General features: G+C 75.0%; 20 protein-coding genes and 1 pseudogene. 10 read left to right on the top strand and 11 right to left on the bottom strand.

Annotated elements, in window-relative coordinates; genetic code table 11:
• Window positions 1–12: 12 nt before the first annotated feature.
• From VKZ81_RS27885 to VKZ81_RS27875, 3 genes are read left to right on the top strand one after another with little or no spacing between them, the layout of a single operon-like run.
• A complete protein-coding gene (locus VKZ81_RS27885) occupies window positions 13–1,002 on the top strand; it encodes a TauD/TfdA family dioxygenase (RefSeq protein ID WP_324244684.1) in 990 nt (329 codons plus the stop codon).
• Window positions 999–2,024 carry a 2,3-diaminopropionate biosynthesis protein SbnB gene (gene sbnB, locus VKZ81_RS27880; RefSeq protein ID WP_324244683.1) on the top strand — a complete coding sequence of 342 codons (1,026 nt, stop codon included), beginning with the start codon at window positions 999–1,001 and terminating at the stop codon, window positions 2,022–2,024. Before VKZ81_RS27885 ends, sbnB begins: the two co-directional genes overlap by 4 nt.
• The gene (locus tag VKZ81_RS27875) at window positions 2,021–2,752 is read left to right on the top strand and encodes a DUF1775 domain-containing protein (protein WP_324244682.1); all 732 of its coding nucleotides are present in this window, start codon (window positions 2,021–2,023) and stop codon (window positions 2,750–2,752) included. The genes sbnB and VKZ81_RS27875 overlap by 4 nt, the downstream gene beginning before the upstream one ends.
• A gap of 16 nt (window positions 2,753–2,768) precedes the next feature.
• On the opposite strand, the gene VKZ81_RS27870 is transcribed toward VKZ81_RS27875, so the two are convergent.
• The 5 genes from VKZ81_RS27870 to VKZ81_RS27850 form a co-directional block, all read right to left on the bottom strand.
• Window positions 2,769–4,058 carry a hypothetical protein gene (locus VKZ81_RS27870; RefSeq protein WP_324244681.1) on the bottom strand — a complete coding sequence of 430 codons (1,290 nt, stop codon included), beginning with the start codon at window positions 4,056–4,058 and terminating at the stop codon, window positions 2,769–2,771.
• Between the two features lie 26 nt (window positions 4,059–4,084).
• Window positions 4,085–4,228, bottom strand: coding sequence for a hypothetical protein (locus VKZ81_RS27865; RefSeq protein ID WP_324244680.1), 144 nt, complete (start codon window positions 4,226–4,228; stop codon window positions 4,085–4,087).
• A 220-nt stretch (window positions 4,229–4,448) separates the two neighbouring features.
• A complete protein-coding gene (locus tag VKZ81_RS27860) occupies window positions 4,449–4,625 on the bottom strand; it encodes a DUF7455 domain-containing protein (RefSeq protein WP_324244679.1) in 177 nt (58 codons plus the stop codon).
• On the bottom strand, window positions 4,622–4,858 hold the full coding sequence (locus VKZ81_RS27855; RefSeq protein WP_324244678.1) for a hypothetical protein: 237 nt from the start codon (window positions 4,856–4,858) through the stop codon (window positions 4,622–4,624). Before VKZ81_RS27855 ends, VKZ81_RS27860 begins: the two co-directional genes overlap by 4 nt.
• A 136-nt stretch (window positions 4,859–4,994) precedes the next feature.
• Entirely contained in the window at window positions 4,995–7,514 is a 2,520-nt protein-coding gene (locus VKZ81_RS27850; protein WP_324244677.1) for an Hsp70 family protein, read from the bottom strand.
• A 157-nt stretch (window positions 7,515–7,671) separates the two neighbouring features.
• On the opposite strand from VKZ81_RS27850, the gene VKZ81_RS27845 reads away from it, so the two are divergent.
• The 5 genes from VKZ81_RS27845 to VKZ81_RS27825 all read left to right on the top strand — a co-directional run bounded on the left by VKZ81_RS27845 (window position 7,672) and on the right by VKZ81_RS27825 (window position 15,327).
• A complete protein-coding gene (locus VKZ81_RS27845) occupies window positions 7,672–8,370 on the top strand; it encodes a sensor histidine kinase (protein WP_324244676.1) in 699 nt (232 codons plus the stop codon).
• Window positions 8,361–9,026 (top strand): response regulator transcription factor, encoded by a 666-nt coding sequence (locus VKZ81_RS27840; RefSeq protein ID WP_324244675.1) that lies wholly within the window; start codon window positions 8,361–8,363, stop codon window positions 9,024–9,026. Before VKZ81_RS27845 ends, VKZ81_RS27840 begins: the two co-directional genes overlap by 10 nt.
• A 114-nt stretch (window positions 9,027–9,140) precedes the next feature.
• A complete protein-coding gene (locus VKZ81_RS27835; RefSeq protein WP_324244674.1) occupies window positions 9,141–10,514 on the top strand; it encodes a sensor histidine kinase in 1,374 nt (457 codons plus the stop codon).
• Entirely contained in the window at window positions 10,511–13,975 is a 3,465-nt protein-coding gene (locus tag VKZ81_RS27830) for an ATP-binding protein (RefSeq protein WP_324244673.1), read from the top strand. Before VKZ81_RS27835 ends, VKZ81_RS27830 begins: the two co-directional genes overlap by 4 nt.
• A gap of 47 nt (window positions 13,976–14,022) precedes the next feature.
• Entirely contained in the window at window positions 14,023–15,327 is a 1,305-nt protein-coding gene (locus VKZ81_RS27825) for an FAD-binding oxidoreductase (protein WP_324244672.1), read from the top strand.
• A gap of 42 nt (window positions 15,328–15,369) precedes the next feature.
• Here the strand turns inward: VKZ81_RS27825 and VKZ81_RS27820 are convergent, their stop codons facing one another.
• The 6 genes and pseudogenes from VKZ81_RS27820 to VKZ81_RS27795 form a co-directional block, all read right to left on the bottom strand.
• On the bottom strand, window positions 15,370–16,608 hold the full coding sequence (locus VKZ81_RS27820; RefSeq protein ID WP_324244671.1) for a molybdenum cofactor synthesis domain-containing protein: 1,239 nt from the start codon (window positions 16,606–16,608) through the stop codon (window positions 15,370–15,372).
• On the bottom strand, window positions 16,605–19,523 hold the full coding sequence (fdhF, locus tag VKZ81_RS27815) for a formate dehydrogenase subunit alpha (protein ID WP_324244670.1): 2,919 nt from the start codon (window positions 19,521–19,523) through the stop codon (window positions 16,605–16,607). The genes VKZ81_RS27820 and fdhF overlap by 4 nt, the downstream gene beginning before the upstream one ends.
• Before the next feature lie 717 nt (window positions 19,524–20,240).
• A pseudogene (locus VKZ81_RS27810) lies at window positions 20,241–20,834 on the bottom strand (DUF4153 domain-containing protein); the annotation flags it as partial.
• 51 nt (window positions 20,835–20,885) lie between these two features.
• The gene (locus VKZ81_RS27805; protein WP_324244740.1) at window positions 20,886–21,563 is read right to left on the bottom strand and encodes a response regulator transcription factor; all 678 of its coding nucleotides are present in this window, start codon (window positions 21,561–21,563) and stop codon (window positions 20,886–20,888) included.
• A 108-nt stretch (window positions 21,564–21,671) separates the two neighbouring features.
• Window positions 21,672–21,839: a hypothetical protein gene (locus VKZ81_RS27800; RefSeq protein WP_324244669.1), complete on the bottom strand. Its 168-nt coding sequence runs from the start codon at window positions 21,837–21,839 to the stop codon at window positions 21,672–21,674.
• Window positions 21,840–21,858: 19 nt separating this feature from the next.
• The gene (locus VKZ81_RS27795) at window positions 21,859–22,626 is read right to left on the bottom strand and encodes a GAF domain-containing protein (RefSeq protein ID WP_324244668.1); all 768 of its coding nucleotides are present in this window, start codon (window positions 22,624–22,626) and stop codon (window positions 21,859–21,861) included.
• A 324-nt stretch (window positions 22,627–22,950) separates the two neighbouring features.
• Here VKZ81_RS27795 and VKZ81_RS27790 point away from each other — a divergent pair, with 324 nt between their 5' ends.
• Together VKZ81_RS27790 and VKZ81_RS27785 are read left to right on the top strand one after the other, a co-directional pair.
• The gene (locus VKZ81_RS27790; RefSeq protein WP_324244667.1) at window positions 22,951–23,265 is read left to right on the top strand and encodes a DUF485 domain-containing protein; all 315 of its coding nucleotides are present in this window, start codon (window positions 22,951–22,953) and stop codon (window positions 23,263–23,265) included.
• Window positions 23,265–23,564: sodium:solute symporter family transporter (locus tag VKZ81_RS27785; RefSeq protein WP_414709490.1), on the top strand; the 300-nt coding region annotated here is incomplete at its 3' end. The genes VKZ81_RS27790 and VKZ81_RS27785, both read left to right, overlap by 1 nt.

Here is a 23,564-nt window from a genome sequence, read left to right as displayed (position 1 = left end):
GAGGAGACAACGATGTCGTCGTCGCACATGGCGCCGCCGCTCGACGTCGAGCTGCGTCCCGGCCGGACGCCCGTCCTGCACGTCCGGCTCACCACCGACGCCCCCAGCTGGGTGGCCCAGCAGCGGGACGCGCTGCGGGCGGCCGTGACGCAGCACGGCGCCGTCCTCGTCCGCGGCCTCGGCCTGCGCACCGCCGAGGAGGTTGCGGCCGTGTTCCAGGGCCTGGGCACCGGGCTGATGGCCGAGCGGGAGGCGTTCGCGCCCCGCACGAGCTACGTCGAGGGCGTCTACTCCTCGACGAAGTGGCCCGCGAACCAGCCGATGTGCATGCACAACGAGCTGAGCTACACCCTCGAGGTGCCGTCGCTGATGCTCTTCGCCTGCCTCACCCCGCCCGCGTCGGGCGGCGTGACCGGGGTGGCCGACTCGACGGTCGTGATGAGCCGGCTGCCCCAGGAGCTGGTGCAGCGGTTCGCGCGCGAGGGTTGGACGCTCGTGCGCAACTACAACGACGAGATCGGCGCGTCCTACGCCGACGCGTTCGGCACCGACGACCGCGGCGCGGTCGAGGCCTACTGCCGGGCGAACTCGATCGAGTTCGAGTGGCGGCCCGACGGCGGCCTGCGCACCCGCCAGCGCCGCCACGCGCTCGTCGGGCACCCCGTCACCAGGCAGGCCTGCTGGTTCAACCAGATCGCCTTCCTCAACGAGTGGACGATGGACCCCGACGTGCACGAGTACCTCGTGGACGCCTACGGGGCGGAGAACCTGCCGTTCACCACGTGCTTCGGCGGCGGCGAGCCGGTGGGCGCCGACATCGTCGAGCTGCTCAACGAGGTCTACGACGCCAACACGCTGCGCGAGCCGTGGCAGGCGGGCGACCTGATGCTCGTCGACAACGTGCGGATGGCGCACAGCCGCGAGCCGTACGAGGGGGACCGCGAGGTCCTCGTCGGCATGAGCGCCCCGCTGCGCATGCCGGTTCCGGGGGTGGCCCGATGACCGGGGCGCCGCCGTTCGCCGTGATCTCGGGCGCCCAGGTGCAGCGGGCGCTGCAGGGACGGGAGAAGCAGGTCGTGGAGCTGGTCGAGGCCACCTACCGGCTGCACGGCGCGGGCGACTCGGTGAACCCGCCGTCGTACTTCCTGCGGTTCCCGGACCGCCCGACCGCCCGGATCATCGCGCTTCCCGCGTCCATCGGCGGGCCGATCCGGGTCGACGGGATCAAGTGGGTCTCCAGCTTCCCGGAGAACGTGCAGGCCGGCATCCCGCGAGCCTCGGCCGTGCTGATCCTCAACGACCACGACACCGGCTACCCGTTCGCCTGCGTGGAGTGCTCGATCATCAACGCCACCCGCACGGCGGCGTCCGCGGCGCTGGGCGCGGACCGGCTCAGCCAGGGCCGGCCGCGCCCCACCCGCGTCGGGTTCGTCGGGACGGGCCTGATCGCCCGCTACATCCACACCTACCTGGCGCGCACCGGGTGGACGTTCGACGAGGTCGGCGTGCACGACCTCTCGCCCGCGAGCGCCGCGGGCTTCCGCGGCTACCTGGAGCGCTCCGGCGAGGCGGGGCGCATCGCGGTGCACGACAGCGCCGAGGGCCTGATCCGGTCGTCCGACCTGGTGGTCTTCGCGACGGTGGCGAGCACCCCGCACGTCCACGACGTGTCGTGGTTCGCGCACAACCCGGTGGTGCTGCACGTGTCGCTGCGCGACCTCGCGCCGGAGATCCTGCTCGCGTCGACCAACGTCGTCGACGACGTCGACCACTGCCTCAAGGCGGACACCTCGCCGCACCTCGTCGAGCAGCTGACCGGCAGCAGGGACTTCCTGGCCGGCACGCTCGACGACGTCATGACCGGCCGCGTGAGCGTGCCGGCGGACCGACCGGTGGTGTTCTCCCCGTTCGGCCTCGGCGTGCTCGACCTCGCGGTGGGCAAGTACGTCTACGACGAGGTCGTCCGGTCCGGGGACCTGCAGGCCGTCGAGGGCTTCTTCCACGACCTGAGCCGCCACGGATGACGACCAGGGCACCGGCGGGCGGGGCCGTCGTCGTGCTCCTGCTGGCGTTCGTGCCCTGGGTGCTGGGAGCGGGGAGCGCGCCGGACGGCCCCGGGCTCGTCGTCGAACCCGATCGCGTCGAGCCCGGCGCCCGCGACGTGACGCTCACCTTCCGCCTGACCGACGGCGCGGTGCCCGTCACCGGCCTGGAGCTGCGGCTGCCCACCGGGCGGCCGCTGGTCGGCGTCACCGCGCAGGCGCCGCCGGGGTGGGCGGTGGACCTCACCACGACCGCGCTCCCGGCGCCCGCCCCGAGCGCGGACGGCCCCGTGACCGAGATCGTCTCGACCGTGGCGTGGACGGCCTCGCAGCCGCGGGCCGCCGGGGCGGTGGACTTCACCGTGCACGCCGACCTGCTGCCGGAGGGGGCGGGCCCGGTCCGCTTCCGGGCGGCGTGCACCGACGCGGCCGGGAACCGGGTCGAGTGGACCGACAGCTGGGCCGAGGGCGGGCCGAAGCCCGCGCACGACGCGCTGAAGCTGGCCCTCGGCGTGCCCCGGCCCGCCGCGGCACAGGCGCACGGCGACCACCACGGCGACCACGGGGCGCCCGTCGCCGCCCCCGCCACCGTGGCCTCGCCCTCCGGGGTGGCCGCGACCGCGGGCGCGGCGCTGGCCGCCGCGGCGGCCCTGGTGGTGCTCCTGCGGGCGTTGGCCCGCCGCCAGCGCCGGCACCTGGACCGCGGGTAGGAGGGGCGGCCCAGGTTCAGCGCGGGTCCGCCCTCCCGGCGCACTCGGTGCGCAGGTGCTGCTGCGAGCGGCGCAGCGTGTCCTTCGCGTGCTTGGTCGCCGCCAGCAGGAAACCGTCGGCGCAGCCCCGCACCCGCGCCTTCGCCCGGGTGCGGCTGGTCTCGAGCTGCCGCCTCCGCTCGCCGCTCAGGGTCGCGCCGCCGAGCAGGAGCGCGGTGGCGAGCGCACCGGCCACGACCACCCACGCCGGGAGGCTCACCCCGGCCAGGCGCGGGAGGAGCAGCGCCATCATCAGGCCGCCGTAGGTGGACATCACGAGGCTGCGGGTGCGGGCCGCGAGCGGGCGGCGCACGCCCCTGGGCGCGTCGCGCTCCGGGAGGTGGGCGAAGAGGTCGGGGGGCTCGGGTGGGGCCGGCCGGGGCAGCGGCTCGCGGCCGAGCTCCCGTTCCAGGGCCGCCGTGACCTCGGCGGTGCGCTCGGCCAGCAGCGCGAACGCCCGTTCGCCTTCGTAGCCGAGGCGGGCGCGCAGCCAGCGTTCGAGGTGGTTCCAGTCCCGCCCGGGGTCGCTGTCGTCCACGACCCCCTCCGCGTCGGCGACCGCGGCGCGCACGCGGCTGCGCAGGTCGAAGTCCACGTCGGAGGCCGCGGCGGACATGCCGTCGCCGAGCACCTGCCGCCAGCGCTCGGCGCCGCCGCTCGCACGGGGTGTGCGGCCGGTGGCCGGGCGCGGGGCGGCGGGTGAGGCCGCCTGCCCGGCGATGTCGTCGAGGTACCGGGCGAGGGCGGGGATGCCGGAGGCGGTGGCGAGCGCGCGATCGCCCGTCGCGACGGCGTGCTCGTGCACGTCGACCGAGACGGGGAAGGGGGTGACGTCGGTGCCGGCCGCCCGCAGCCGCTGCAGGTCGGCCTCGAGGACCTCCCGCCACGCCGGGTGCCGGTCGACGCCGGTGAGGGCGAGCAGGACGTGGGGGGAACGGTGGCGCAGGGTGTGCGTCAGGACGAGCTCGGCGGGCCCGATCGCCTGCGCGGCGGAGGCGACGAGCACGACGGCGTCCACGGCTGCGCCCAGCGGGCCGCCGGGGTGGTCACGGGTGAACACCAGCCGCCCGGACCCGGCACGGGCGAGCGCCGTCGCGAGCGCGGTCCGGTCCTGCTGGGTGCCGCCCGCCACCTGCACGGCGACCGGTGCGGGGTGCGGAGGTGCCGGGGGCCGGCCGGAGCGTTCCGGCCGGCCCCCGGTGTGCGCTGCGCCGACGGCCCCTGGAGGTGTCCGGTCGGCCGGGTCCGGTGCGGGCTGCGCGTTCATCGCTTCGATTCCGGGTCGGGGCGAGGTCAGGCGTACTCGTAGTCCTCGCAGTCGTCGTCCTCATCCTCCTCCGAGTAGTCGACCTCCTCGAGGTCCGCGTCGTCCTCGGCGGCGTCGTGCTCCTCCCAGCCGACGTCCTCGTGCTCTTCCTCGCAGTACTCGTCCGACATTCCGTCCACCTTTCTGGAATCGGGTCGGCGGGGTGTTCTCCCCACTTCTGCGACCCACGTCAAGAATGACGGTCGGCGAACCCGGAAAACAGCGAGCAGGCCCCACGTCGCGGGGAGTCGTCACCCGCATCGCGGTGGGGAGGACCCCCGGTCGGAGAAGCGTCGGACATGCGGCGAGCCCGGTCGCGCGGGAGACGACCGGGCTCGCGAGGAGGGTGGTTCACCGGCTCAGGTCCGCGCCGATCTCGCGCAGCCGCGGGGCGTGCGCGCGGGCGTGGTGGCCGCAGAACAGGAGCTCGCCTCCGCTCGGCAGCAGCGCCCTGACCTGCGCAGCGGCGTTGCAGCGGTCGCACCGGTCGTGCCGGGTGAGCGCGGGGCGGGCGGTTGCGGCGGTCATGACGCGGCCCCGATCAGCTCGCGCCCGGAGGCGGTGAGGAGCGCGTGCCCGGTGTCCGTCGTCGCGGCGATCAGCCCGGCCGCGGCGAGGCGGTGACCGGCGAACGGGTCGGCGAAGTGCATTCCGTCGACGACCAGCTCGTCGCCGATCGGGGAAATCCGGCACCGGCCGGCGGCGACGGCTCGGAGAACAGCACGATCGCGATTGCTGAGGGGTGCGGCGGTGGTGCTCATCGTCGTTCTCCTTCCGGTCCGCGTCCTTGCGGTGACAGGAAGAAGGATGCTCCCGGCGGATTCGCCGGTACATGACGCCGACCCCACCAGGGCAGGGTGCGCACCCCCCGATTTCCGGGTGGGGTTCACCCCCTCGTCAGCCGGCGAGGTTCAGCAGCGTGAGCGTGCCGTCCTGGAGGTTGGAGACGTAGCCGGTGGTGCCGTCCGGGGTCACGGCGACCGACGTGGGCGAACGGCCGGTCGGGATGGTCGCCGTCACCGTCATCGTGTCGACGCTGATCACCGAGACCGAGTCGTCCTCGACGTTGGCGGTGTAGGCGAACCGGCCGTCCGGCGCCCAGGTGACGTCCTGGGGGTTGCGCCCCACCGGGATCCGGGCGATGACCTGCTCGGTGCCCGTGTCGATCATCGTGACGGTGCTGGAGTCGTAGTTGACGTTCGCCACGAGCGGCCGCGTCGGGTGCACCGCCACGCTGTGCGGGCTGGTGTCCACGGGTACCTCGGCGACCACGGTGTTGTTCGACGTGTCGAGCACCGATACCAGGTTCGACTCGTGGTTGGCGATGTAGGCGCGCGTGCCGTCCTGGGAGAACTCGATCCAGTGCGGGTTGGGCGGCACCTTGATCTCGGTCGTCACGGTGTTGGTCGCGGTGTCGATGACGGAGACGGTGCCCGAGTCGTGGTTGGGCACGTACAGCGACGTCCCGTCGCGGGTGACCGCGGCGAGGTACGGCCGGGTGCGGACGGGGATCGTGGCGATTATCGAGTTGCTGGTGGTGTCGAGCACGCCGACGGCGGCGATCGTGCGCTCCTCGTTCCAGATGCTCACGTAGATCGTCCGGCCGTCGGGGGAGAAGGCCAGGAACTGCGGGGGACCGGCCTCCACCGGGATCGTGGCTGTGACCCGGTTGACCGCGGTGTCGACGACCGTGACGACGCCTGCGGTCCGGTTCGCGACGTAGGCCTGCCGCCCGTTCGGCGAGACGACCACGAAGCCCGAGGTGGGCCCGACGTCCACCGTCTGGCCGAGGGACGGCACCGGCACGCTCGCCGACGGGACGACCGCGGTCGGCGCCGCCTCGGCCGGCGGCTCGGCCTCGGCTGGCGGGGGCACCACCTGCGCCGCGGGCTCCTGACCGCCCGACCGGAGCTGGTCGAAGGCCACGTAGCCGACCCCGCCGACCACGGCGAGCAGGGCGACCACCGCGGCCACGACCAGCAGGACGCGGTTGCGGCCGCCGCGGCCGCCGCCGAGGACGGGAGGTGCGGGCGGGCCGGTGGGCGGCCCGGAGTCGGATGGCCCCTGCGGCATCCCCCGGGTGGCCGGCCGCTGCGGGGCGAACCCCGGGGCCGCTGGAGGAGGGCCTTGCTGCGCCCCGGGCGTCGGCGTCACCGGAGACGGCGTCCCCCGGGTCGGGGTCACCGGGGACGGGACGACGGGGGTCGGCACGGGCGGCGCGGGTGCGGGCCCGCCGGCGTCGGCGAGCGGCGCGACCGGGGGTGCGCCCGCCGCCGGGGCGGGCGGGGTGGGCTTCGGGAGCTCGCCGACCACGGCGGCCTGCACCCCACCGGTCCCTTCGCCGAGCGGGGTGCCCGCGCCGGCCCGCGCGAGGGTGGCGGCGCCGAGCGCGACCGCGTACTTGGGGTGGGCGTCGACCACCGTCGGGCGGCCCAGCTCCTCGGAGATCATCCGCGAGACGAGGGGGATCCGCGAGGAGCCGCCGACGAGCAGCACGGCGGACAGCTGGCTCGGGTCGACCTGGGCCGAGCGCAGCGTGCGGACGAGGGTGCCGATCGTCGACTCGATCGGGGCCCGGATCATGTCCTCGAACTCGCTGCGCGTCAGCCGGACGTCGAAGTGGCGGTTGGGCAGGAACACCGGGATCGTCGTCTCGGTGTCGATCGAGAGCGCTTCCTTGGCCAGCACGCAGTCCTGGTTGAGCCGGGCGAGCGCGACGGCGGTCTGCGGGTCGCTCATGTCCAGCTCGGAGAGCGCGCCCCCGGCCACGTAGTTGACGTGGGAGAGGATCGACTCGTCGAAGTCGACGCCGCCGAGCCGCTCGATCCCCTCGGGGACGCCGAGGATCTCGATGCCGCCGGGCTCCTTGCGCAGCACGGTGGCGTCGAACGTGCCGCCGCCCAGGTCGTACACGGCGATGATCTCGCCGTCGGACAGCTGCCGCGAGGCGGCGTAGTGCGCCGCCGCGGCCTCGGGCTCGGTGACCATCCGGGTGGCGGTGAGCCCCGCGATGTGCGGGACCTCGTCGAACAGCTCGCGCCGGAACGGCCCCCAGTTGGCCGGGTGGGTGAGCACCACGCTGTCCGGCTTGGCGCCCTCGGTCTCGGTGACCCGGGTGAGGACCTCGTGCAGCAGCGTGCCGAGCAGCACCGGGACCGCGTACGGGGTACCGCCGAGCATCACCGGTGTCGGGTCCCCGAGGCGGCGCTTGAACTCCCGCCCGATCCGGTCCGGGTTGCTCACGGCCCGGCGGGCGGCCGCGTCGCCGCAGACGAGCGCGCCGTCCTCGCGGAGGTAGACGACGGCAGGCGTGACGACCGACCGGTCGCCGAGCGTGACCATCTCGACTCCGGTGTCGGTGGCGAGCGCGGCCGCGACGAACGTCGTCCCGAGGTCCACGCCGAGGTGGTAGCCCACGTCTCCTCCCAGGGAACGGTCTCGTTGCCGCCCCGTCGCCCGCGCGGGGTCCCCCATTACCGTTCTGGCCGGATCCCGGGCGAACAAGGGGGCCAGCCCTACCCGAGGTGGGGCGGACCCCATTCCCTGATACGTGCCGTGCCCGCACGATGACGGCATGATGCTCGAGCCAGCGCAGCGCGCCGGCGACGCTCCCCGCAGCGCCTCCGAGCAGGGCGCAGCCCCCGGACCGTCCACCCCGGTCACCGCCGAACCCGCCACCCGGCTCTCCCCTCCGTCGGAGGACGCCCGGCTGCGCGCCGAGCGCGAGCAGTGGCGGCTGCGGCGCAGCCTCGAACGGCAGCTGCACGACGGCGCGGCGCTGCGGATCTCCGCGCTCACCCTGCAGCTCGGGCTGTTGCGCCAGCGGGCCGCCGAGGCCGGATGCGACCTGCAGACCTACATCGACGACTTCCAGGACGAGCTGCACGCCGTGCTCCAGGAGCTGCGCGACGTGTCGTCCAAGATCTACCCCCCGCTGCTCGACGAGGCCGGCCTCGGGCCCGCCCTGCGCGAGGCGGCCGACGCGATGGACCTGCCGGTGCGGGTGGATGCCGGAGAAGACCGTTTCGGACCCGCCGCCGAGGGGGCCGCCTACTTCGCCGTGGTCGGCTTCCTGCAAGCCGTGCCGGCGGGCTCGGCGCGCCTCGACGTCGTCGTGCGGCGAGAGGACCACGTCCTCGCCGTGGACGTGATCGGCGCCGAGGCGCGGCACGCCGACGCGATGCTGGGCGCCGTCCGGCGCCTGGACGGCGCGATCGACGTGGTGAGCGGGCCGAACGCCGCGACGATCACGATGAGGATCCCATGCGAGTAGCGCTTGCAGAGGACGGAGCCCTGTTCCGCGAGGGCCTGGTCATGCTCCTCGAGGCGGCCGGGCACGAGGTCGTCGGCTGCACCGCCGACGGCGACTCCCTCGTCGAGCTGCTGGTGAAGCAACCGGCGGACATCGCGATCCTCGACATCCGCATGCCGCCCGAGCCGGACGGCGGCCTCGTGACCGCGGAACGCCTGCGCGCCGCGCACCCCGGGATGGGGCTGCTCTTCCTGTCCCACTACGCCGAGTCGCACTACCTGATGCGCATCCTCCAGATCGGGACGGAGGCCGTCGGGTACCGCCTCAAGGAGAAGATCGGCAGCGTCGAGGTCCTCTCCGACACGCTCACGCGGATCAGCGGCGGGGAGATCGTCATCGAGCCGGTGCTCGCCCGGCGCCTGGTGGAGCGGCCGCGCGGGGAGCGCAAGGGCGTCATCTCCACGCTCTCGGAACGCGAGCTGGACGTGCTGCGCCTCATGGCCGAGGGTCGGTCGAACAACGGCATCGCGGCGCAGCTGTTCGTCACGCCGAAGGCGGTCGAGAAGCACATCGCCAGCATCTTCGGGAAGCTGAACCTGCACGCCGACGCCACGGAGCACCACCGGAGGGTGCTCGCGGTGCTCACCTACCTGCGGTCGCAGCGCGACGGCGACTGATCCGCGCAGATGGCAGGCGCGAGCGTCCCTCGCCCGTCCGCCCGATTGGCCGGTGCCGCCACCTCGAATAGCGTGGCGCAACCGGATCCCGACCGGGCGCGGATCGGACACACGATGAAACGGACGATCGTGGCGCGGTCGCTGCGGGCATCGCTGGTCGCCTGCGGCGTCGCAGTCGTGCTCGTCGTGATGGTCGACTGGTCGGGTCGGTTGCTCGGCCACGGTCCGCTCGAGATCCTGATCCCGTTCGTGGCCGTGGTGCTGGCCGCGATCGGGCTCGGCGCCGTTCAGCCCCGGATCGACCGCGTCGTGGAGCGGATCACCCACCACCGCGAGGTCACGCCGTACTCGTCGCTCGCGGCGGCCGCGGCGCGCGTCCGGGAGGGGGCGCTCGAGGAGGCGTTGCCCGGGCTCGCGCAGGTGATCGCCGACGGGACCGGCGCCACCAAGGCGGTCGTGTGGCTCGTGGTCGGCGACAAGCTGGTCGCGGCGGCCGAGCACCCGGCACCGGCACCCGGCGGCCGGACCGACACCGTGGAGAACCTGGCGGTGCTGCTCGCCCGGCCGGACGTCGACCACGCCGTCCCCGTGCTGGACGGCACGGTCCTGCGCGCGGCGCTCACGATCAGCAAGCCCGGCGCCCCCATCACGCCCGGCGACCAGGAGCTCGTCCGCGACGTGGCCAACGGCGCCGCGCTGCTGCTGCGCGGCGTGGCGCTCAACGCCGAGCTCGCGGAGCGGGTGCGCCGCGCCGACGACCTCGCCCGCGAGCTGCACGCGTCGCGGCAACGCCTCTCCCGCGCCCGCGAGGTGGAGCGCAGACGCCTCGTCGCGGAGCTGGGCAACGCGACGAGCGTCCGGCTGGCGGCCCTGCGCGCCGACGTCGCGGCCGCGGGCGCGGAGCTCGGCCACCGGCCCGGGGACGCCGCCCCGGTCGACCCGACCGAGGTCGATGCCGAGGCGGCGCAGCGGGCGCTGACGCAGGCGCGGGTCGCCCTCGACGAGCTCCTCGACCGGTTCCGGCTGATCGCCCGGGGCGTGTTCCCCGCGGTGCTGCGCGACCAGGGGCCCGCCGCCGCCCTCGACGAGGTCGCGACCGACCTGCCCCGGCCGGTCCGGCTGACCGGCGACCTCGGCGGCCGCCTCGACTACGAGATCGAGTCCGGCGTGTACTACGTCGTCGCCTCGGGGCTGGGCGCGCTCGCGGGCGCACCGGGCGATGATGAGCTGCTCGTCGACCTCGAACGGGCCGACGGCCGGGTCGAGGTGCGGGTCGAGGACCCGGCCGCGGCGATGAGCCCGGACGACCTGCGCGCCGCCCTCGCCGACGAGGCCGAGCGGCTCGCGGCGCTCGGCGGCGACCTCGCGATCACCGGGGGGTCCGCGCCCGGGTCGGTCGGGGGGTCCGTCGAGCTGCGCGTCCGGCTGCCCGACCGGCTCGAGCCGATCGTCGACAGCAGCGTCGGCGCGGAGCTGAGGGTCCCGTGACGACCGCCGCCGGCGGCGCGAGGGGCCGAAGCGGCGTCCTCGCCACCACCGCCTACTGGGTGCTGCTGCTCACGTGCGCCGCGCTGTCGCTGGTGGCGCTCGTCGTCGGCGCCGTCGGGTGGATGGCGGTCCACGACTCGGCGGTCGGCTGGCTCGGCGTGCAGGGCGCCCTCGACTACGGCCTCAGCCTGCTCTCGCTCGTCGCCGCGGGCGCGCTGATCGCCGGGCGGGACCGGAGCTGGTGCACCCGGCTGCTGCTGCTCGCGATGGTCGCGGCGGCGGGGGCGTTCAACGTGCAGGCGATGGCCGTCGTCATGGTCGTCGACGCGGTCACGGGCGTGCCGGTCGGCCCGCTCCACTCCGTGCTGCTGCCGGGGATCGCGATCGCGGCCTTCGTCCTCGCCCTGCTGGGCTTCCCGCCCGCGCGGACGCCCCGCACGGCCCGGGCGGACCGCATCCCGGTCGTGCTCGCCGGCGCGGGCGTGCTGCTGCTGGCCGGGTTCGCCAGCGCGTTGCTCGCGCCGATCGTGACCTGCGTGCTGTTCTTCGGCTACCTCGGGCCGGTCGTCGGCGTGCTGGTCCTGCCGAGCCAGATCAGGCAGGCGCCGACGGCGACCGCCCGCACCCAGGCGCGGCTGCTGTTCAGCGTGGTCGCGGTCGCGTCCGCCATCGCGATCGCCCTCGCGGCGATCACCCTGCTGATGCTGGCGACGGGGTGGAGCAGCCTGCTGCTGCTCGTGGACCCGACCGATCAGACGAGCGGCGAGCCGACCGCGCTGCTGTTCTGGTTCGCCCGGCTGGCGGGGATCTCGATCGCGGGCGCGGTGTTCGTCGCGACCCGCCGCGGCGGCCTGTGGAACGCGGAGCGGCTGTTCAGCCGCGGGCTCGCGGCGGGGCTCACGGCGGTGCTGGTCGGTGGCGGCTACTGCCTCGTGCGCACCAGCACGGCGACCCTCGCGGGCGAGGAGGCCGGGCTGCTGCCCGCGGTGCTCGCGACCGCCCTCGCCGCCGTGACGCTGCGCCCCGCCTACGTGTCGGCCGAGCGCTGGACCGACCAGCTCCTCTTCGGCTCCCGGCCCACGCCGTACAGCGTGCTCGCCGGGATCACGGCGTTCTCCCGCGTCACCGCGACCGACGCGCCGGACCTGGCACGCGTGGCCGAGGTCGTCGGGCGCGGGCTCGGCGCCACCACCTGCCGGCTGACGGTCACCCGGCCCGGTCTGCGCGACCGCAGCTACACCTGGACCGCGGGCGGCGAGCGCGACACGGGCGAGCTCGTGCAGGTGGTCGTGCGCCACGGGTCGGAGGCGATCGGCACGCTCGCGGTGGACTACGGCGCGGTGGCCGGCCTCCAGCAGCAGCGCCGGCACCTGTTGGAGGACGTCGCCGACAGCCTCGGAGCCGTGCTGCAGGCCAGCCGCTACGGCATCGAGCTGGAACGGCAACTCCGGGCCGCGCTCGCGCACGCGAACGAGATCGCCGCGTCGCGGCGCGCCGTCGTCGCCGAGATGGACCGGGAGCGGCGCCGCATCGAGCGCGACCTGCACGACGGCGCGCAGCACCACTTCGTGTCGCTGCGGCTCGTGCTCGGCCTGGTGGAACACCAGGTGGCCACGGGCCGGTACGACCAGGCGCGGGAGCGGCTCGAGCAGGTCAGCGGCCAGATCGACGTGGCCGAGTCGGTGCTCGCGGAGACCGCGATGGGCGTGTCGTCGCCGCTTCTGGCCGAGCGGGGGCTCGTGCCCGCGCTGGAGAAGGAGCTGGCGTCCGGCGAGCCGCCGGTACGGGTCGACGCGAGCGGGATGGACGGGCACATCGGGCTCCCGCAGGACGTCGAGTCGGCGGTGTACTTCTGCTGCCTCGAGGCCGTGAACAACGCGCGCAAGCACGCGCAGGGGGCCTCGATCGCGGTACGCGTGCGGGTCGCGGGCGGCCGACTGCACTTCGCCGTGGAGGACGACGGCCCGGGCTGGGACGCCGGCAGCACGGCCGGCTCGCCGGGCCGGGGCCTGCGCAACGTCACCACGCGGATCACCACGGTCGGGGGCCGGATCGACGTCCGCTCCGCACCCGGGCAGGGCACCACGGTGGAGGGCTCCGTCCCCCTCCCGCAGCCGGCCGGAGCGGAGCCCGCCGCCCCGGCGACCGCCGCCCGGCCGCCCGCCCGCGACGACGCGGCGGAGGTGCTCCGCCCCCTCGCCGACCAGGTGCGCGACGCCGTCCAGGAGGCGCTGGAGCACTACCGCGGCACCGCGCGCGCCGACGCCGTGCGTGCGCTGGGCGAGCGCCTCGACGCGCCGCCGCGGATCGGGGTGCCGGGCGACGGGGCGGCGGCGCTGGTGTCGGCGCTCGCGGCGGCCGGCCCGAACGGTCCCCCGGACGAGACGGCCCCGAACGAGACGGCGCTGGTCGAGACGGCGCTGGTCGAGACTGCGCTGGACGAGACGGCGCTGGACGAGACGGCGCTGGACGCCGACGCGTTCGTCGTGCCGATGCGGCGCGACCCCACCGGTCACGTGCACCTGCCCGAGCGGCCCTTCGGCTCCCCGTGGCGCCGCCCCGCCCACGCGATCGGGGTGTTGCTCGTGGACGCGGCGGCCGACGAGCACGCCCAGCGGCTCGCGGCGGGGTGCGCCGCCGACCCGGACGTGCGGCGGCTGTGCCACGTCGTCGTGCCCGCGGCGCCCGCGCTCGCCCTGGCCGGGGCGCGGATGTCCGACGCGCAGTTCGAGGCGCTGCGGGACGCCGCCGAGAACGGCGGCCTCGACGGTGGGTTCGCCGCAGCCCTGGAGCCGCCCGGCCCTCCCGTCGCGCTCGCGGGCGCCGGCCGCGCCCTCGGCGCGGGCCGCGGCTCGACCGCACCGGCCCGGGTGGCGCCGGACGCGCGCCTCCTCCCGTTCGAGCGCCCGGTGGTGGAGCACGCCGTCACGGCGATCAGGTCCGGGCGGGCGCCGACCCGGGAGGTGCTCGCTGCCGCGCTCGTGGAGCGCAGCGGCGTGCCCCGGGTGCGCGACCTCGTGGCGGAGCGGCTGTCGCGGCGGGCGGAGGCGCTCACGGCCCGCGCCGTCCTGCTGGCCCTCGAGGACCTGGTGGGGCACGAGCCGCCACCGGCGGGCGGCGACGCCCTGCGCTACCGGCTGGACCGGATCCGGTCCGGCACCCACGAGCTGGCCGAGCTCGACGTGGTGGACGCCGTGCTGGCGGACGAGGTGGACCTCCCGGACGGGGAGCGCCCCGCCGTCCTGCGGCTGCTCGGCTGCTCGGGAGCGGAGCCGGCGACGCGGCTCGGGCTCCCGCCGGGTGCGTCGCGGGAGGAGATCCGAGAGGCGGCGGCCGAGCGGCTGGCCCACTGGCGGCGCCGGGCGGCGAACCCGCTGATGCGACCGGAGCTGCGGAAGGCGGTCGACGTGCTCGTCGAGAGCTGCGAGTGGCTGGTGGTCGGCGGGTCGGAGCGCGCCTGATCGGTTCCGGACCGATCCTGTCCGGAACGGCCCGTAGCGTCGCGGGCATGGATGCGATCGAGAACGTGAAGGGGCCGGTCCTGCGGCCCGGGGACGACGGGTTCGACGCGCAGCTCGCCGGTTACCAGACCGACCACCCGCACCGGCCGGACCTCGTCGTCGCGGCGACGAGCGCCGACGACGTGGTGGCCGCGGTGCGCCACGCCGCCGACCACGGGCTGCCGGTCGCGGTCGAGACCAGCGGGCACGGCCGCGCGGCGCCGCTCACCGGCGGCGTGCTGATCACCACCCGGCGGATGGACGGCGTCCGGATCGACCCGGCCAGGCGCGTGGCCAGGGTGCAGGCGGGCACCCGGTGGGCGCGGGTCGTGGCGGCGGCGGCCGAGCACGGGCTGGTGCCGCCCAGCGGGTCGTCGCCCGAGGCCGGCGTCGTCGGCTACACGCTCGGCGGCGGCATCGGCGTGCTGGCCAGGGAGCTCGGCTGGGCGAGCGACCGGGTCGAAAGCGTCGACCTCGTCACCGCAGACGGCGGGCTGCGCCACGTCACCGCCGACTCCGACCCGGAGCTGTTCCGCGTGCTGCGCGGCGCCGGGCACGGCCTCGGCGTCGTGACCGCCATGGAGATCGAGCTCGCCCCCGGCGGGCGCTTCTACGGCGGGGCGCTGACGGTCGCCGAGGAGCACGTGCCCGCCCTGCTCGCCGCGTACCGGGAGTGGACGGCCGACCTCCCCGACGGGCTCACCTCGTCGATCGGGGCGCTGCGCTACCCGGACCTGCCGGTGCTGCCCGAGCACTTGCGCGGCCGGTACCTCGCGCAGGTCCGGATCGCCTGGACCGGCCCGGCGGACGAGGGGGAACGACTGGTGGCCCCGCTGCGCGCGGCCGTGCCGACGACCGGGGAGCTGGGCGAGCTGCCCTACACCGAGGCGGCGTCGATCTTCAGCGAGCCGGACCGGCCGCACCCCTACACCGGCACGAACGCGCTGCTGCGCGAGCTCGACCCGGCGGTGCTCGACGCCGCGCTCGACATCGCCGGGCCCGGTGCGCCGGTCATGTGCGTGCTGGGGCTGCGCCACCTCGGCGGCGCGCTGTCGCGCGAGCCCGCCGTCCCCGACGCCGTGCCGCACCGCGACGCGCCCTACCTGCTGCAGGTGCTGTCGCTGGTCGACGGCACCGACCTCCCCGGCCGGCTGCACCGGGAGCTCATGGAGGCGGCGGCGCCGTGGACCGCGGGCCGCACCCCCAACTTCCGCTTCGGCTCCCGCGCCGCGCGGGACTGGCCCATCGAGACGCCCGGCCGCGCCGAGCTGGAAGCCGAACTCGACCCGAAGGGCCTGTTCCACCAGGCCTGATCCCGACGAACGGGCCGTTCGTCGGAAACGGGGGAGGGGGCCTCAGCGGTAGAGGGTGACCTCGACCTCGGTGCCCGCGTCCAGGCCGGTCGCCGGCTCCGGCACCACGATGCAGCCGTCGGCGCGGGTGAGCACCGACAGCAGCGCCGAGGGGCCGAAGATCGGCTCAGCCCGCCCGTCGCGCACCGCGACCTGCACCACGTCCAGCCGGCCCGCTGCGGACGGCAGGTCGCGGGCGAGGCGGGCCCGCGTCGACGGCTCCGGCGGCGGCGCCTCGCACCCGGCGAGCCGCCACACCAGCGGCACCCCGACCAGGCGGAACACCACCAGCGCCGAGAGCGGGTTGCCGGGGAGCCCGATCAGGGGCACGCCCGCGCACTCGGCGAGCAGGGTCGGCTTGCCGGGTTTGATCGCAAGCCCGTGGCACCAGATGTCGCCGAGCGCGGCCACGGCGCCGGCCGTCTCGTCACGGGCGCCGACCGAGGAGCCCGCGGACACGACGACGAGGTCGGCGTCCGGCAGCACCTCGCGCAGGCGGGCCTCGAGGGCGCCCGGCTCGTCGGAGACGATCCCGGCGAGCACCGGCTCGCCCCCGGCGTCGCGGACCAGCCCGGCCAGCGCGGAGGCGGTGGCGTCGCGCACCTGGCCCGGGCCGAGCGCGGCGGTCTCCGGCGGCACCACCTCGTCGCCGGTGGACAGCACCACCACCCGCGGCCGGGCGTGCACCGCCACCCTGGTGACGCCACCCGCGGCGAGCATCCCCAGGTCGGGGGCCCGCAGCGGCCGCCCGCCCGGCACCAGCGGCGCGCCCACGGCGACGTCCTCGTCGGCGCGCACGACGCCGCTGCCCGGCGCGACCGGCCGGGTGACCTCGATCGTGCCGGGCATGGTCTCGGCCGTGTGCTCGACCATCACCACCGCGTCGGCGCCCTCGGGCAGCACGCCGCCCGTGGGCATGGCGACCGCCCCGCCGGGCCGCACCGCCACCTCGGGCGCCGCGCCCATCCGCACCGCACCCAGCAGATCCAGGTAGGAGGGCAGGCCCTCGGACGCGCCGTACGTGTCGGCGGCGCGCACCGCGTAGCCGTCCACGGTGGAGCGGGCGAAGCCGGGCAGCGGCCCCGGCGCCGGCACCGCGGCGCCGGGCACCCGGTGCAGCGCCTCGGCGAGCGGCACCTCCTCCACCGCGGTGCGCCGGGCGGGCCGGAAGCCGGCCAGCGCCTCGCCGACCGTCCGCGTCGCGAAGAACTCCCGCCCGGCGAGCCGGGGGCCTCCGGTCATACCGCCTCGACCTGGACCGCGCAGAACTTGAACTCGGGGATCTTGCCGTACGGGTCGATCTCGTCGATGGTCAGCAGGTTGGCCGCCGCCTCCCGGAAGTGGAACGGGATGAACACGTTGCCCAACTGCTCGCGGTGGCTGATGCGCAGCTGCAGCTCGATCGTGCCGCGGCGGGACCGCACCCGCACCCGCTGCCCGTGGGCGAGCCCGCGGTCGGCGGCGTCCTTGGGGTGCATGTACACCTCGGCGACCGGTGCGATCGTGTCGAGCGCGTACGAGCGCCGCGTCATCGACCCGGTGTGCCAGTGTTCGAGCAGCCGGCCGGTGTTGAGCACCAGCGGGTACTCGGCGTCGGGCAGCTCCTTGGGCGGCAGCCACTCGGCCGGCACGAGGTGGGCGAGCCCGTCGTCGGTGTTGAACCGCTCGTCGAACATGACGACGGTGCCGTCGGAGTGCTCCGGGTCCGGGTTCGGGTAGAGCTTGCCCGACGAGCCGAGGTTGTCCCAGTTCAGGTTCGCGTAGGACGGCATGAGCGCGACCATCTCGTCGAACACCTCGCTCGGGCCCCGGTAGTCCCAGTCGAGCCCGATCCGCCGCGCGATGTCCTGGACGATCTCCCAGTCCGGGCGGGCCTGCCCGGGCGGGTCGAGGACCTTGCGCCCGCGCTGCACCCGCCGGTCGGTGTTGGTGTAGGTGCCGTCCTTCTCCAGGTAGGAGGTGGCGGGCAGGATCACGTCGGCGAACTCGGCGGTCTCGGTGAGGAAGATGTCCTGCACCACGAGGAAGTCCAGCGCCGAGAGCGCCTTGCGCACCTTGTTGATGTTGGGGTCGGACAGGAACGGGTTCTCGCCCAGCATGTACATGGCGCGCACGCCGCCCGGCTCCAGCGCCGACTTGATGATCTCGGTGACGGTGAGGCCCCGCTTCGGGTCGAGCGGCACCCCCCACGCCTGCTCGAACCGCTGCCGGGTGTCCTCGCGGTCCACGCCCTGGTAGTCGGGGTAGAACATCGGGATCAGCCCGGCGTCGGAGGCGCCCTGCACGTTGTTCTGCCCGCGCAGCGGGTGCAGCCCGGTGCCCGGCCGCCCGACGTTGCCGGTGATCGCGCACATGGCGATCAGGCAGCGGGCGTTGTCGGTGCCGGTGGTGTGCTGGGAGATCCCCATGCCCCAGTAGATGACGCCGGCCTTCGCCTCGCCCCACAGCCGCGCGACCTCGCGGATCGTGTCGGCGTCGACGCCGGTGATCTGCGCGGCCCGCTCCGGCGGGTAGTCCGCGACGGTCCGCGCGAGCGCGTCGTAGTTGGTGGTGCGGTTGGCGATGAACTCGCGGTCGATGTGCCCGTTGCGGATCACCTCGTGCATCACCGCGTTGTAGAACGCGACGTCGGTGCCCGGCTTGAGCTGGACGTGCACGTCGGCGTGCTGGGCGACCGTGGACGCGCGCGGGTCCACGTAGATGAGCTTGGTGCCGCGGCGGCGGGCCTGCTTGAAGAACGACGACGCCACCGGGTGGTTGGCCGTCGGGTTCGAGCCGGTGATGATCGCGACGTCGGCGTTCATCACGTCGCCGTAGGTGGTGGACACCGCGCCCGACCCGATGCCCTCGAACAGCGCCGCCACGCTGGAGGCGTGGCACAGCCGCGTGCAGTGGTCGACGTTGTTGGTGCGGAACCCGGTGCGGATCAGCTTCTGGAAGAGGTAGGCCTCCTCGTTGGAGCACTTCGCCGACCCGAACCCGGCGATCGCGCCCGGCCCGCCCTCGGCGTGGATCTCCTTGAGCCGCCGCGCGACGAGGTCGAGCGCCTCCTCCCAGGTGGCCTCCCGGAAGTGCGGCAGGACCTCGTCGTAGTTGACGAGCCCGCCCGGCTTGCGGGGCCGGTCCTTGCCCGGCCTGCCGTCGACGTTCCGGCCGCCGCCGCTGCGGTCGCCCGCGGCGAGGGTGCCGCGGCCCCGGTCGTCGTGCCCGTTGCGGTCGCCGCGGACGTCGGCCGACAGCGGGCCCTTCGGGTAGGAGGTCTCCTTGCGGATCAGCGGCACCGTGAGCCGCTGCGGCGAGGCCGCGTAGTCCCAGCCGTAGCGGCCCTTCACGCACAGCCTGCTCTGGGAGCCCGGCTGGTCGCGGCCCTCGGCGAACGCGATCGCGTTGCGCTCGCGGTCGACGTGGTAGGTGAGCGCGCACCCGACGCCGCAGTACGGGCACACCGACTCGACCTGCTCCAGCTCCTGCCGGGGCCGGATCGGGATGCCGCGGATCGGCTTGTTGGTCAGCGCCCCGGTGGGGCAGGCCTGCACGCACTCCCCGCACGTCACGCACGTGCTGGAGCCCATCGGGTCGTTGAGGTCGAACGCGATCCGCGTGGAGTAGCCCTTCCCGGACCGGCCGATCACGTCGTTGCCCTGCACGTCGTCGCAGGCCCGCACGCAGCGGTCGCAGAGGATGCAGGCGTCGTGGTCGACCGCGATCACCGGGTTGGACAGGTCGGTGCCCCGTCCCGAGCCGCGCGGCAGCGCGTCCTGCCCGACGCCGTAGCGTTCGGCGAGCTCGAACAGCTCGTTGTCGCGGGTGGTGGTGTGCTTGCGGTCCTGCTCCGGCGCGGGCTGGTCCGACATCAGCATCTCGGTCAGCACGGCGCGCGAGCGCTCCACCTCGGGGGTGGAGGTCTGCACCTGCATCCCGTCCTCGCAGGGGCGCACGCAGGCCGCGGCGTACGCCCGCCCGCCGGTGTCGACCACGCACATCCGGCACACGCCGACCGGATCGAACCGCTCGTTGTGGCACAGCACCGGGATGTCGACGCCGATCTGCTTCGCAGCGTCGTAGATCGTGGTCCCCTCCGGGACCGTGACCTCCCGGCCGTCGATCGTGACGCTGACCGTGCGAACCGCTGTGGTCGGTTCCTGGACGGCGGTCATCGAGCTCCCCATTCAGCAGTGAACACGGTATACAGCGAGCCTAGTGCCACAGCTCCCGCGGTTCACCCCGCAGCGTTGATCGGTTCCAGTCGGGCGCGGCGTGCGCCTCCGGCGTCGAGAGGTTGGCCTCGTGGTCGGCCGCGCCCGGGCAGCGAGCCGGGCGGGAACGCGTGCCGCGTGATGACCGGCCCGTCGTCGCGCACCGCGGCTTCCGCGTTGCGCATCCAGGCTGCGGCGTCGGGTGAGCACCAGGTCCGCCCGGCCGCCGGGTATCCGGTCCGGCAGCACCGCGAACGTGCCCGCCGGCCGCCGGGTCGGCCGCTGAGGTGCGCCTCGACCGGCGCGGGGATCCGGGCGTGCAGCTCGGCGCCGTCCTCCAGCGCGGTGTCGACCGGCGGCTCCCAGGCGGCGACGCCGAGCGACGTCGGGCTCGGGGTGGGCCGCGGTCGGCTCGACGGCGACCACGCCGCCGGAGCCGACGCGGATGAGCCGCACCGGGCCGCCGAGCGCCCGGACGATCCCCGCGGCGTCGTCGGCGCGGCGACGGACCCCGCCGAAAGGCCAGTCCCCGCGGGGCGTGGCGCCGGTGCCGTGGCGGTCGTACCAGGCGCCGCGGCGCCGCGCGCGGTGAACGCGCGGGCGACCGGCTCGAGCACGCCGGCGTCCTGCGCGGCCCCGTGGACCGGCAGCGCGCAGGCCGCCCGCCGCCGCAGGAGCTCAGCAGCGCACGTCGGCGAGCACCTCGCGCGCGGTGGCCCGCGCGGCGTTCCAGCTGCGCCAGCCGTCCTCCGGGGCGGCCAGCCTCCGGGCGATGGACGACAGCGCCGCGCAGCGCTGCGGTTCGGGCAGCCGGGCGAGGGCGGGCGCCGCGTCGGCCGACAGACCGCTCAGGTATCCGGTGTCGATCCGGCCGGTCGCCGCGAACCGCTCGACGTTCGACCTCGCGACGAAGTCGTCGGGGTCGAGGGCCGCGAGCGCGAGCAGGGCCGCGACCCCGACGGCCGCCATCTCCCTGACCAGCGACCGCGCCCGCAGGCGCAGCACCGCCACCAGCACCAGCACGAAGCAGGCGCCGAGCCACAGCTCGCAGGTCAGCACGACCAGCCGCAGCGTGGTGAAGCCGTAGGCCTCCTGGTAGAGCCACATCCGGCGCAGCGCCGACGCGACGATCACCAGCGTGAGGCAGGCGAGCGCGGCGAGCAGACCGCGCTTCCACGCGCGGTCGGCCGGGGTCGGGGTGGGCGCGTGGCGGGAGGCGAGCAGCACGATGCCCAGCGCCATGAGGGTGACCGCGAGCAGCTGCCAGAACCCGCCGCGGGTCGAGCGGGCGGGGCAGCAGGTCGGCGAGCGCCGCCAGCCGGTTCACCGGGGCACCTCGAGCGCGTAGCCCACGCCGTGCACGGTGCGGATGAGGTCGGCGCCCAGCTTGCGCCGCAGCGCCTTCACGTGGCTGTCGACGGTGCGCGTCCCCGTGGCGTCGGCCCAGCCCCACACGTTCGCGAGCAGCGACTCGCGCGGGTGCACCGCGCGGGGCCGCCGCGCCAGGTGCACGAGCAGGTCGAACTCGGTGGGCGTGAGGTGGGCCGGCTCGCCCGCGCGCAGCACCCGCCGTTCGGCCTGATCGATCTCGAGGTCGCCGAGCACGATCCGGTCCTGCGCCTGCTGCTCCGCGGCGCGGTCGACCCGCCGGAACAGCACCCCCACCCGGGCGGCCAGCTCGCGGATCGAGAACGGCTTGGTCAGGTAGTCGTCGGCGCCGACGGCGAGGCCCACGAGCAGGTCGGTCTCGGTGTCGCGGGCGGTCAGCATGAGCACCGGGATCGGGCGACGCGCCTGGATGCGGCGGCACACCTCGAGCCCGTCGAAGCCGGGCAACATGATGTCGAGCACGACGAGGTCGGGCTCGCCCTCCTCGAAACGGGTCATCGCCGACGGTCCGTCGTGCGCGACGTCGACCGCGTACCCCTCGGACCGCAGCCGCGCCGCGATCGACGCCGCGATCGACGCCGCGATCGTCGGCTCGTCGTCCACCACCAGCACCCGTCGCCCCCCGTTCACGGCGCCGAATCTAGGCAGCGGTCGTGGAGGGGAGAGGACGGTGATGTGGAGGAAGTGTGGAGATCGACCGGCGCCCGCGCGGGCGCGCGGTCACGGACGGCCGGGGGAGGGCTGGTGCTCGTGCAGGCGGGCCTCGAGCAGCCGCTTCGCCTGCTCGTGGGCGTGGCGGCGGGCGTCGGCGAAGTAGCCGACGGGGTCGCTCAGCAGGCGGGCCAACCGGGCGCGCTGCACGTCGTCGCCGTTCCTGGGATCCGCCACGCCGCGAGGATAACCGCGCTCAGGAGCCGAGGGCGACCGCCAGCAGGCGGCCGAGCACCCGGACCGCGGCGACGTCGTCCTCGGTGAGGTCGCCGACCTCGAGCCCGTCGACGGTGAGGACGCCGAACTGGCGGGCCTCGGTGGCGACCGGCACCGCGATGAAGGTGCGGTAGGCGTGCCCGCCGGGCTCCCAGCCGGGGAGGGGGTTGGCGCGGACGTCGGCGCAGAACAGGTCCTCGCGGCGGGCGAGCATCCCCAGCGCGAAGTCGCCGAGCTCGGTGCCCTCCACGAACGTGGTGCGCGGCTGCTCGGCGCGCCCCTGGAAGCCGGCCGGGACGAGCCGGGCGGGCCGGTCGTCGACGTACTCGAAGAAGCAGGAGCGCAGCCGGTCGGCGCCCAGCACCTCGGCCGCAGCGGCGAGCACCACGGCCTTGGCCTGGCCCTGCAGCTCCATCGCCTCGCGGCCCATCACCCGCCGCCTGCGGTCGGTGATGCGGCCGATGAGGTAGGCCAGCGGCTCGAGGGCGTCGTTCAGCACGAGCTGGATGCGCGCGGCCGCTTCCTCGGCGACCTGCTCCGCCGCTACGGCGCGCACCTGCGCGTCGTGCTCGGCGCGCAGCGGGATGCCGACGGCGAGCGCCGTGAGCACCGCGCCCGCCGCGGCCGTGAGCGCGAACGGCCAGCCGGACAGGTCGTTGACGACGGCGCCGAGCACCCACGCGGCCGTCGCCGCGGTGACCGCGACCGGTCGCGCCGCCGCGCGCACGACCTCCCTGGTGCCCCCCATCGCGCCGGAGCGTAGCGGCGACCCCCGTCACACCCGGGAACCACCGGGTCCCTCGGCAGGGCGGCGAAATGCACTCGAAAGAATGAAGATCACGCGCAGGTGCCGCATTCCCGTTTACTCCGAGTGGCCGTTCCGCGCATCCTGCGCGGTGCGGCTCACGGTGGTGGCTCTACGTTCACCCGGTCGGGTCGGCCCGGATCGGAACGGCGCTCCCCACCGTGCCCGGAATTCGATCATGCGGGCCGACGGCCGCGGAACCGGGTCGTCCCGCGGTCGTTGCACCGGGCTGCAGGGCATGACGAGAACCGATTTGGACGGTGCCGGGTGAGAGACGAACGGACGCTCCACGAACGGGTGCAGGCCAGCCCCGAGTTCGCCGAGCTGCGGTCCCGGCTGCGCCGGTTCGTCTTCCCGATGAGCGCGGCGTTCATGCTCTGGTACCTGGGCTACGTGCTGATGGCCTCCTACGCGCCGGAGGTCATGGGGATCCCCGTGTTCGGCCACATCAACGTCGGGATCCTCGTCGGCCTGCTGCAGTTCGCGTCGACGTTCGTGATCACCGGGATCTACGTGCGGTTCGCCGACGCCAAGCTCGACCCGGTCGCGGAGTCCATCCGAACCCGCTTGGAGGGGCACTGATGTCCGAGAGGCTGGGCAGCCCGATCCTCAACATCTCGGTCTTCGCGGCGTTCGTGCTCGTCACGCTCGTCGTGGTGTTCCGGGTGAGCCGCAGCAACCGGACCGCGTCGGACTACTACGCCGCGGGCCGGTCGTTCACCGGGCCGCAGAACGGGGTCGCGATCGCGGGTGACTACCTGTCGGCGGCGTCGTTCCTCGGCATCGCCGGTGCGATCGCGGTGAACGGCTACGACGGGTTCCTGTACTCGATCGGGTTCCTGGTGGCGTGGCTGGTCGCGCTGCTGCTCGTGGCGGAGCTG

Source organism: Pseudonocardia sp. (assembly GCF_035305885.1).
GTDB lineage: Bacteria > Actinomycetota > Actinomycetes > Mycobacteriales > Pseudonocardiaceae > Pseudonocardia.
Note: the sequence above shows the minus strand (reverse complement) of the source record. Positions and strands in the feature narration are given on the sequence as shown.

Bases quoted from the DNA above. Each gene is read 5' to 3' on its own strand.
- VKZ81_RS27885 (WP_324244684.1), top strand. From the start codon at position 13: ATGTCGTCGTCGCACATGGCGCCGCCGCTCGACGTCGAGCTGCGTCCC.
- sbnB (WP_324244683.1), top strand. From the start codon at position 999: ATGACCGGGGCGCCGCCGTTCGCCGTGATCTCGGGCGCCCAGGTGCAG.
- VKZ81_RS27875 (WP_324244682.1), top strand. From the start codon at position 2,021: ATGACGACCAGGGCACCGGCGGGCGGGGCCGTCGTCGTGCTCCTGCTG.
- VKZ81_RS27870 (WP_324244681.1), bottom strand. From the start codon at position 4,058: ATGAACGCGCAGCCCGCACCGGACCCGGCCGACCGGACACCTCCAGGG.
- VKZ81_RS27865 (WP_324244680.1), bottom strand. From the start codon at position 4,228: ATGTCGGACGAGTACTGCGAGGAAGAGCACGAGGACGTCGGCTGGGAG.
- VKZ81_RS27860 (WP_324244679.1), bottom strand. From the start codon at position 4,625: ATGACCGCCGCAACCGCCCGCCCCGCGCTCACCCGGCACGACCGGTGC.
- VKZ81_RS27855 (WP_324244678.1), bottom strand. From the start codon at position 4,858: ATGAGCACCACCGCCGCACCCCTCAGCAATCGCGATCGTGCTGTTCTC.
- VKZ81_RS27845 (WP_324244676.1), top strand. From the start codon at position 7,672: ATGATGCTCGAGCCAGCGCAGCGCGCCGGCGACGCTCCCCGCAGCGCC.
- VKZ81_RS27840 (WP_324244675.1), top strand. From the start codon at position 8,361: ATGCGAGTAGCGCTTGCAGAGGACGGAGCCCTGTTCCGCGAGGGCCTG.
- VKZ81_RS27835 (WP_324244674.1), top strand. From the start codon at position 9,141: ATGAAACGGACGATCGTGGCGCGGTCGCTGCGGGCATCGCTGGTCGCC.
- VKZ81_RS27825 (WP_324244672.1), top strand. From the start codon at position 14,023: ATGGATGCGATCGAGAACGTGAAGGGGCCGGTCCTGCGGCCCGGGGAC.
- VKZ81_RS27820 (WP_324244671.1), bottom strand. From the start codon at position 16,608: ATGACCGGAGGCCCCCGGCTCGCCGGGCGGGAGTTCTTCGCGACGCGG.
- fdhF (WP_324244670.1), bottom strand. From the start codon at position 19,523: ATGACCGCCGTCCAGGAACCGACCACAGCGGTTCGCACGGTCAGCGTC.
- VKZ81_RS27795 (WP_324244668.1), bottom strand. From the start codon at position 22,626: ATGGGGGGCACCAGGGAGGTCGTGCGCGCGGCGGCGCGACCGGTCGCG.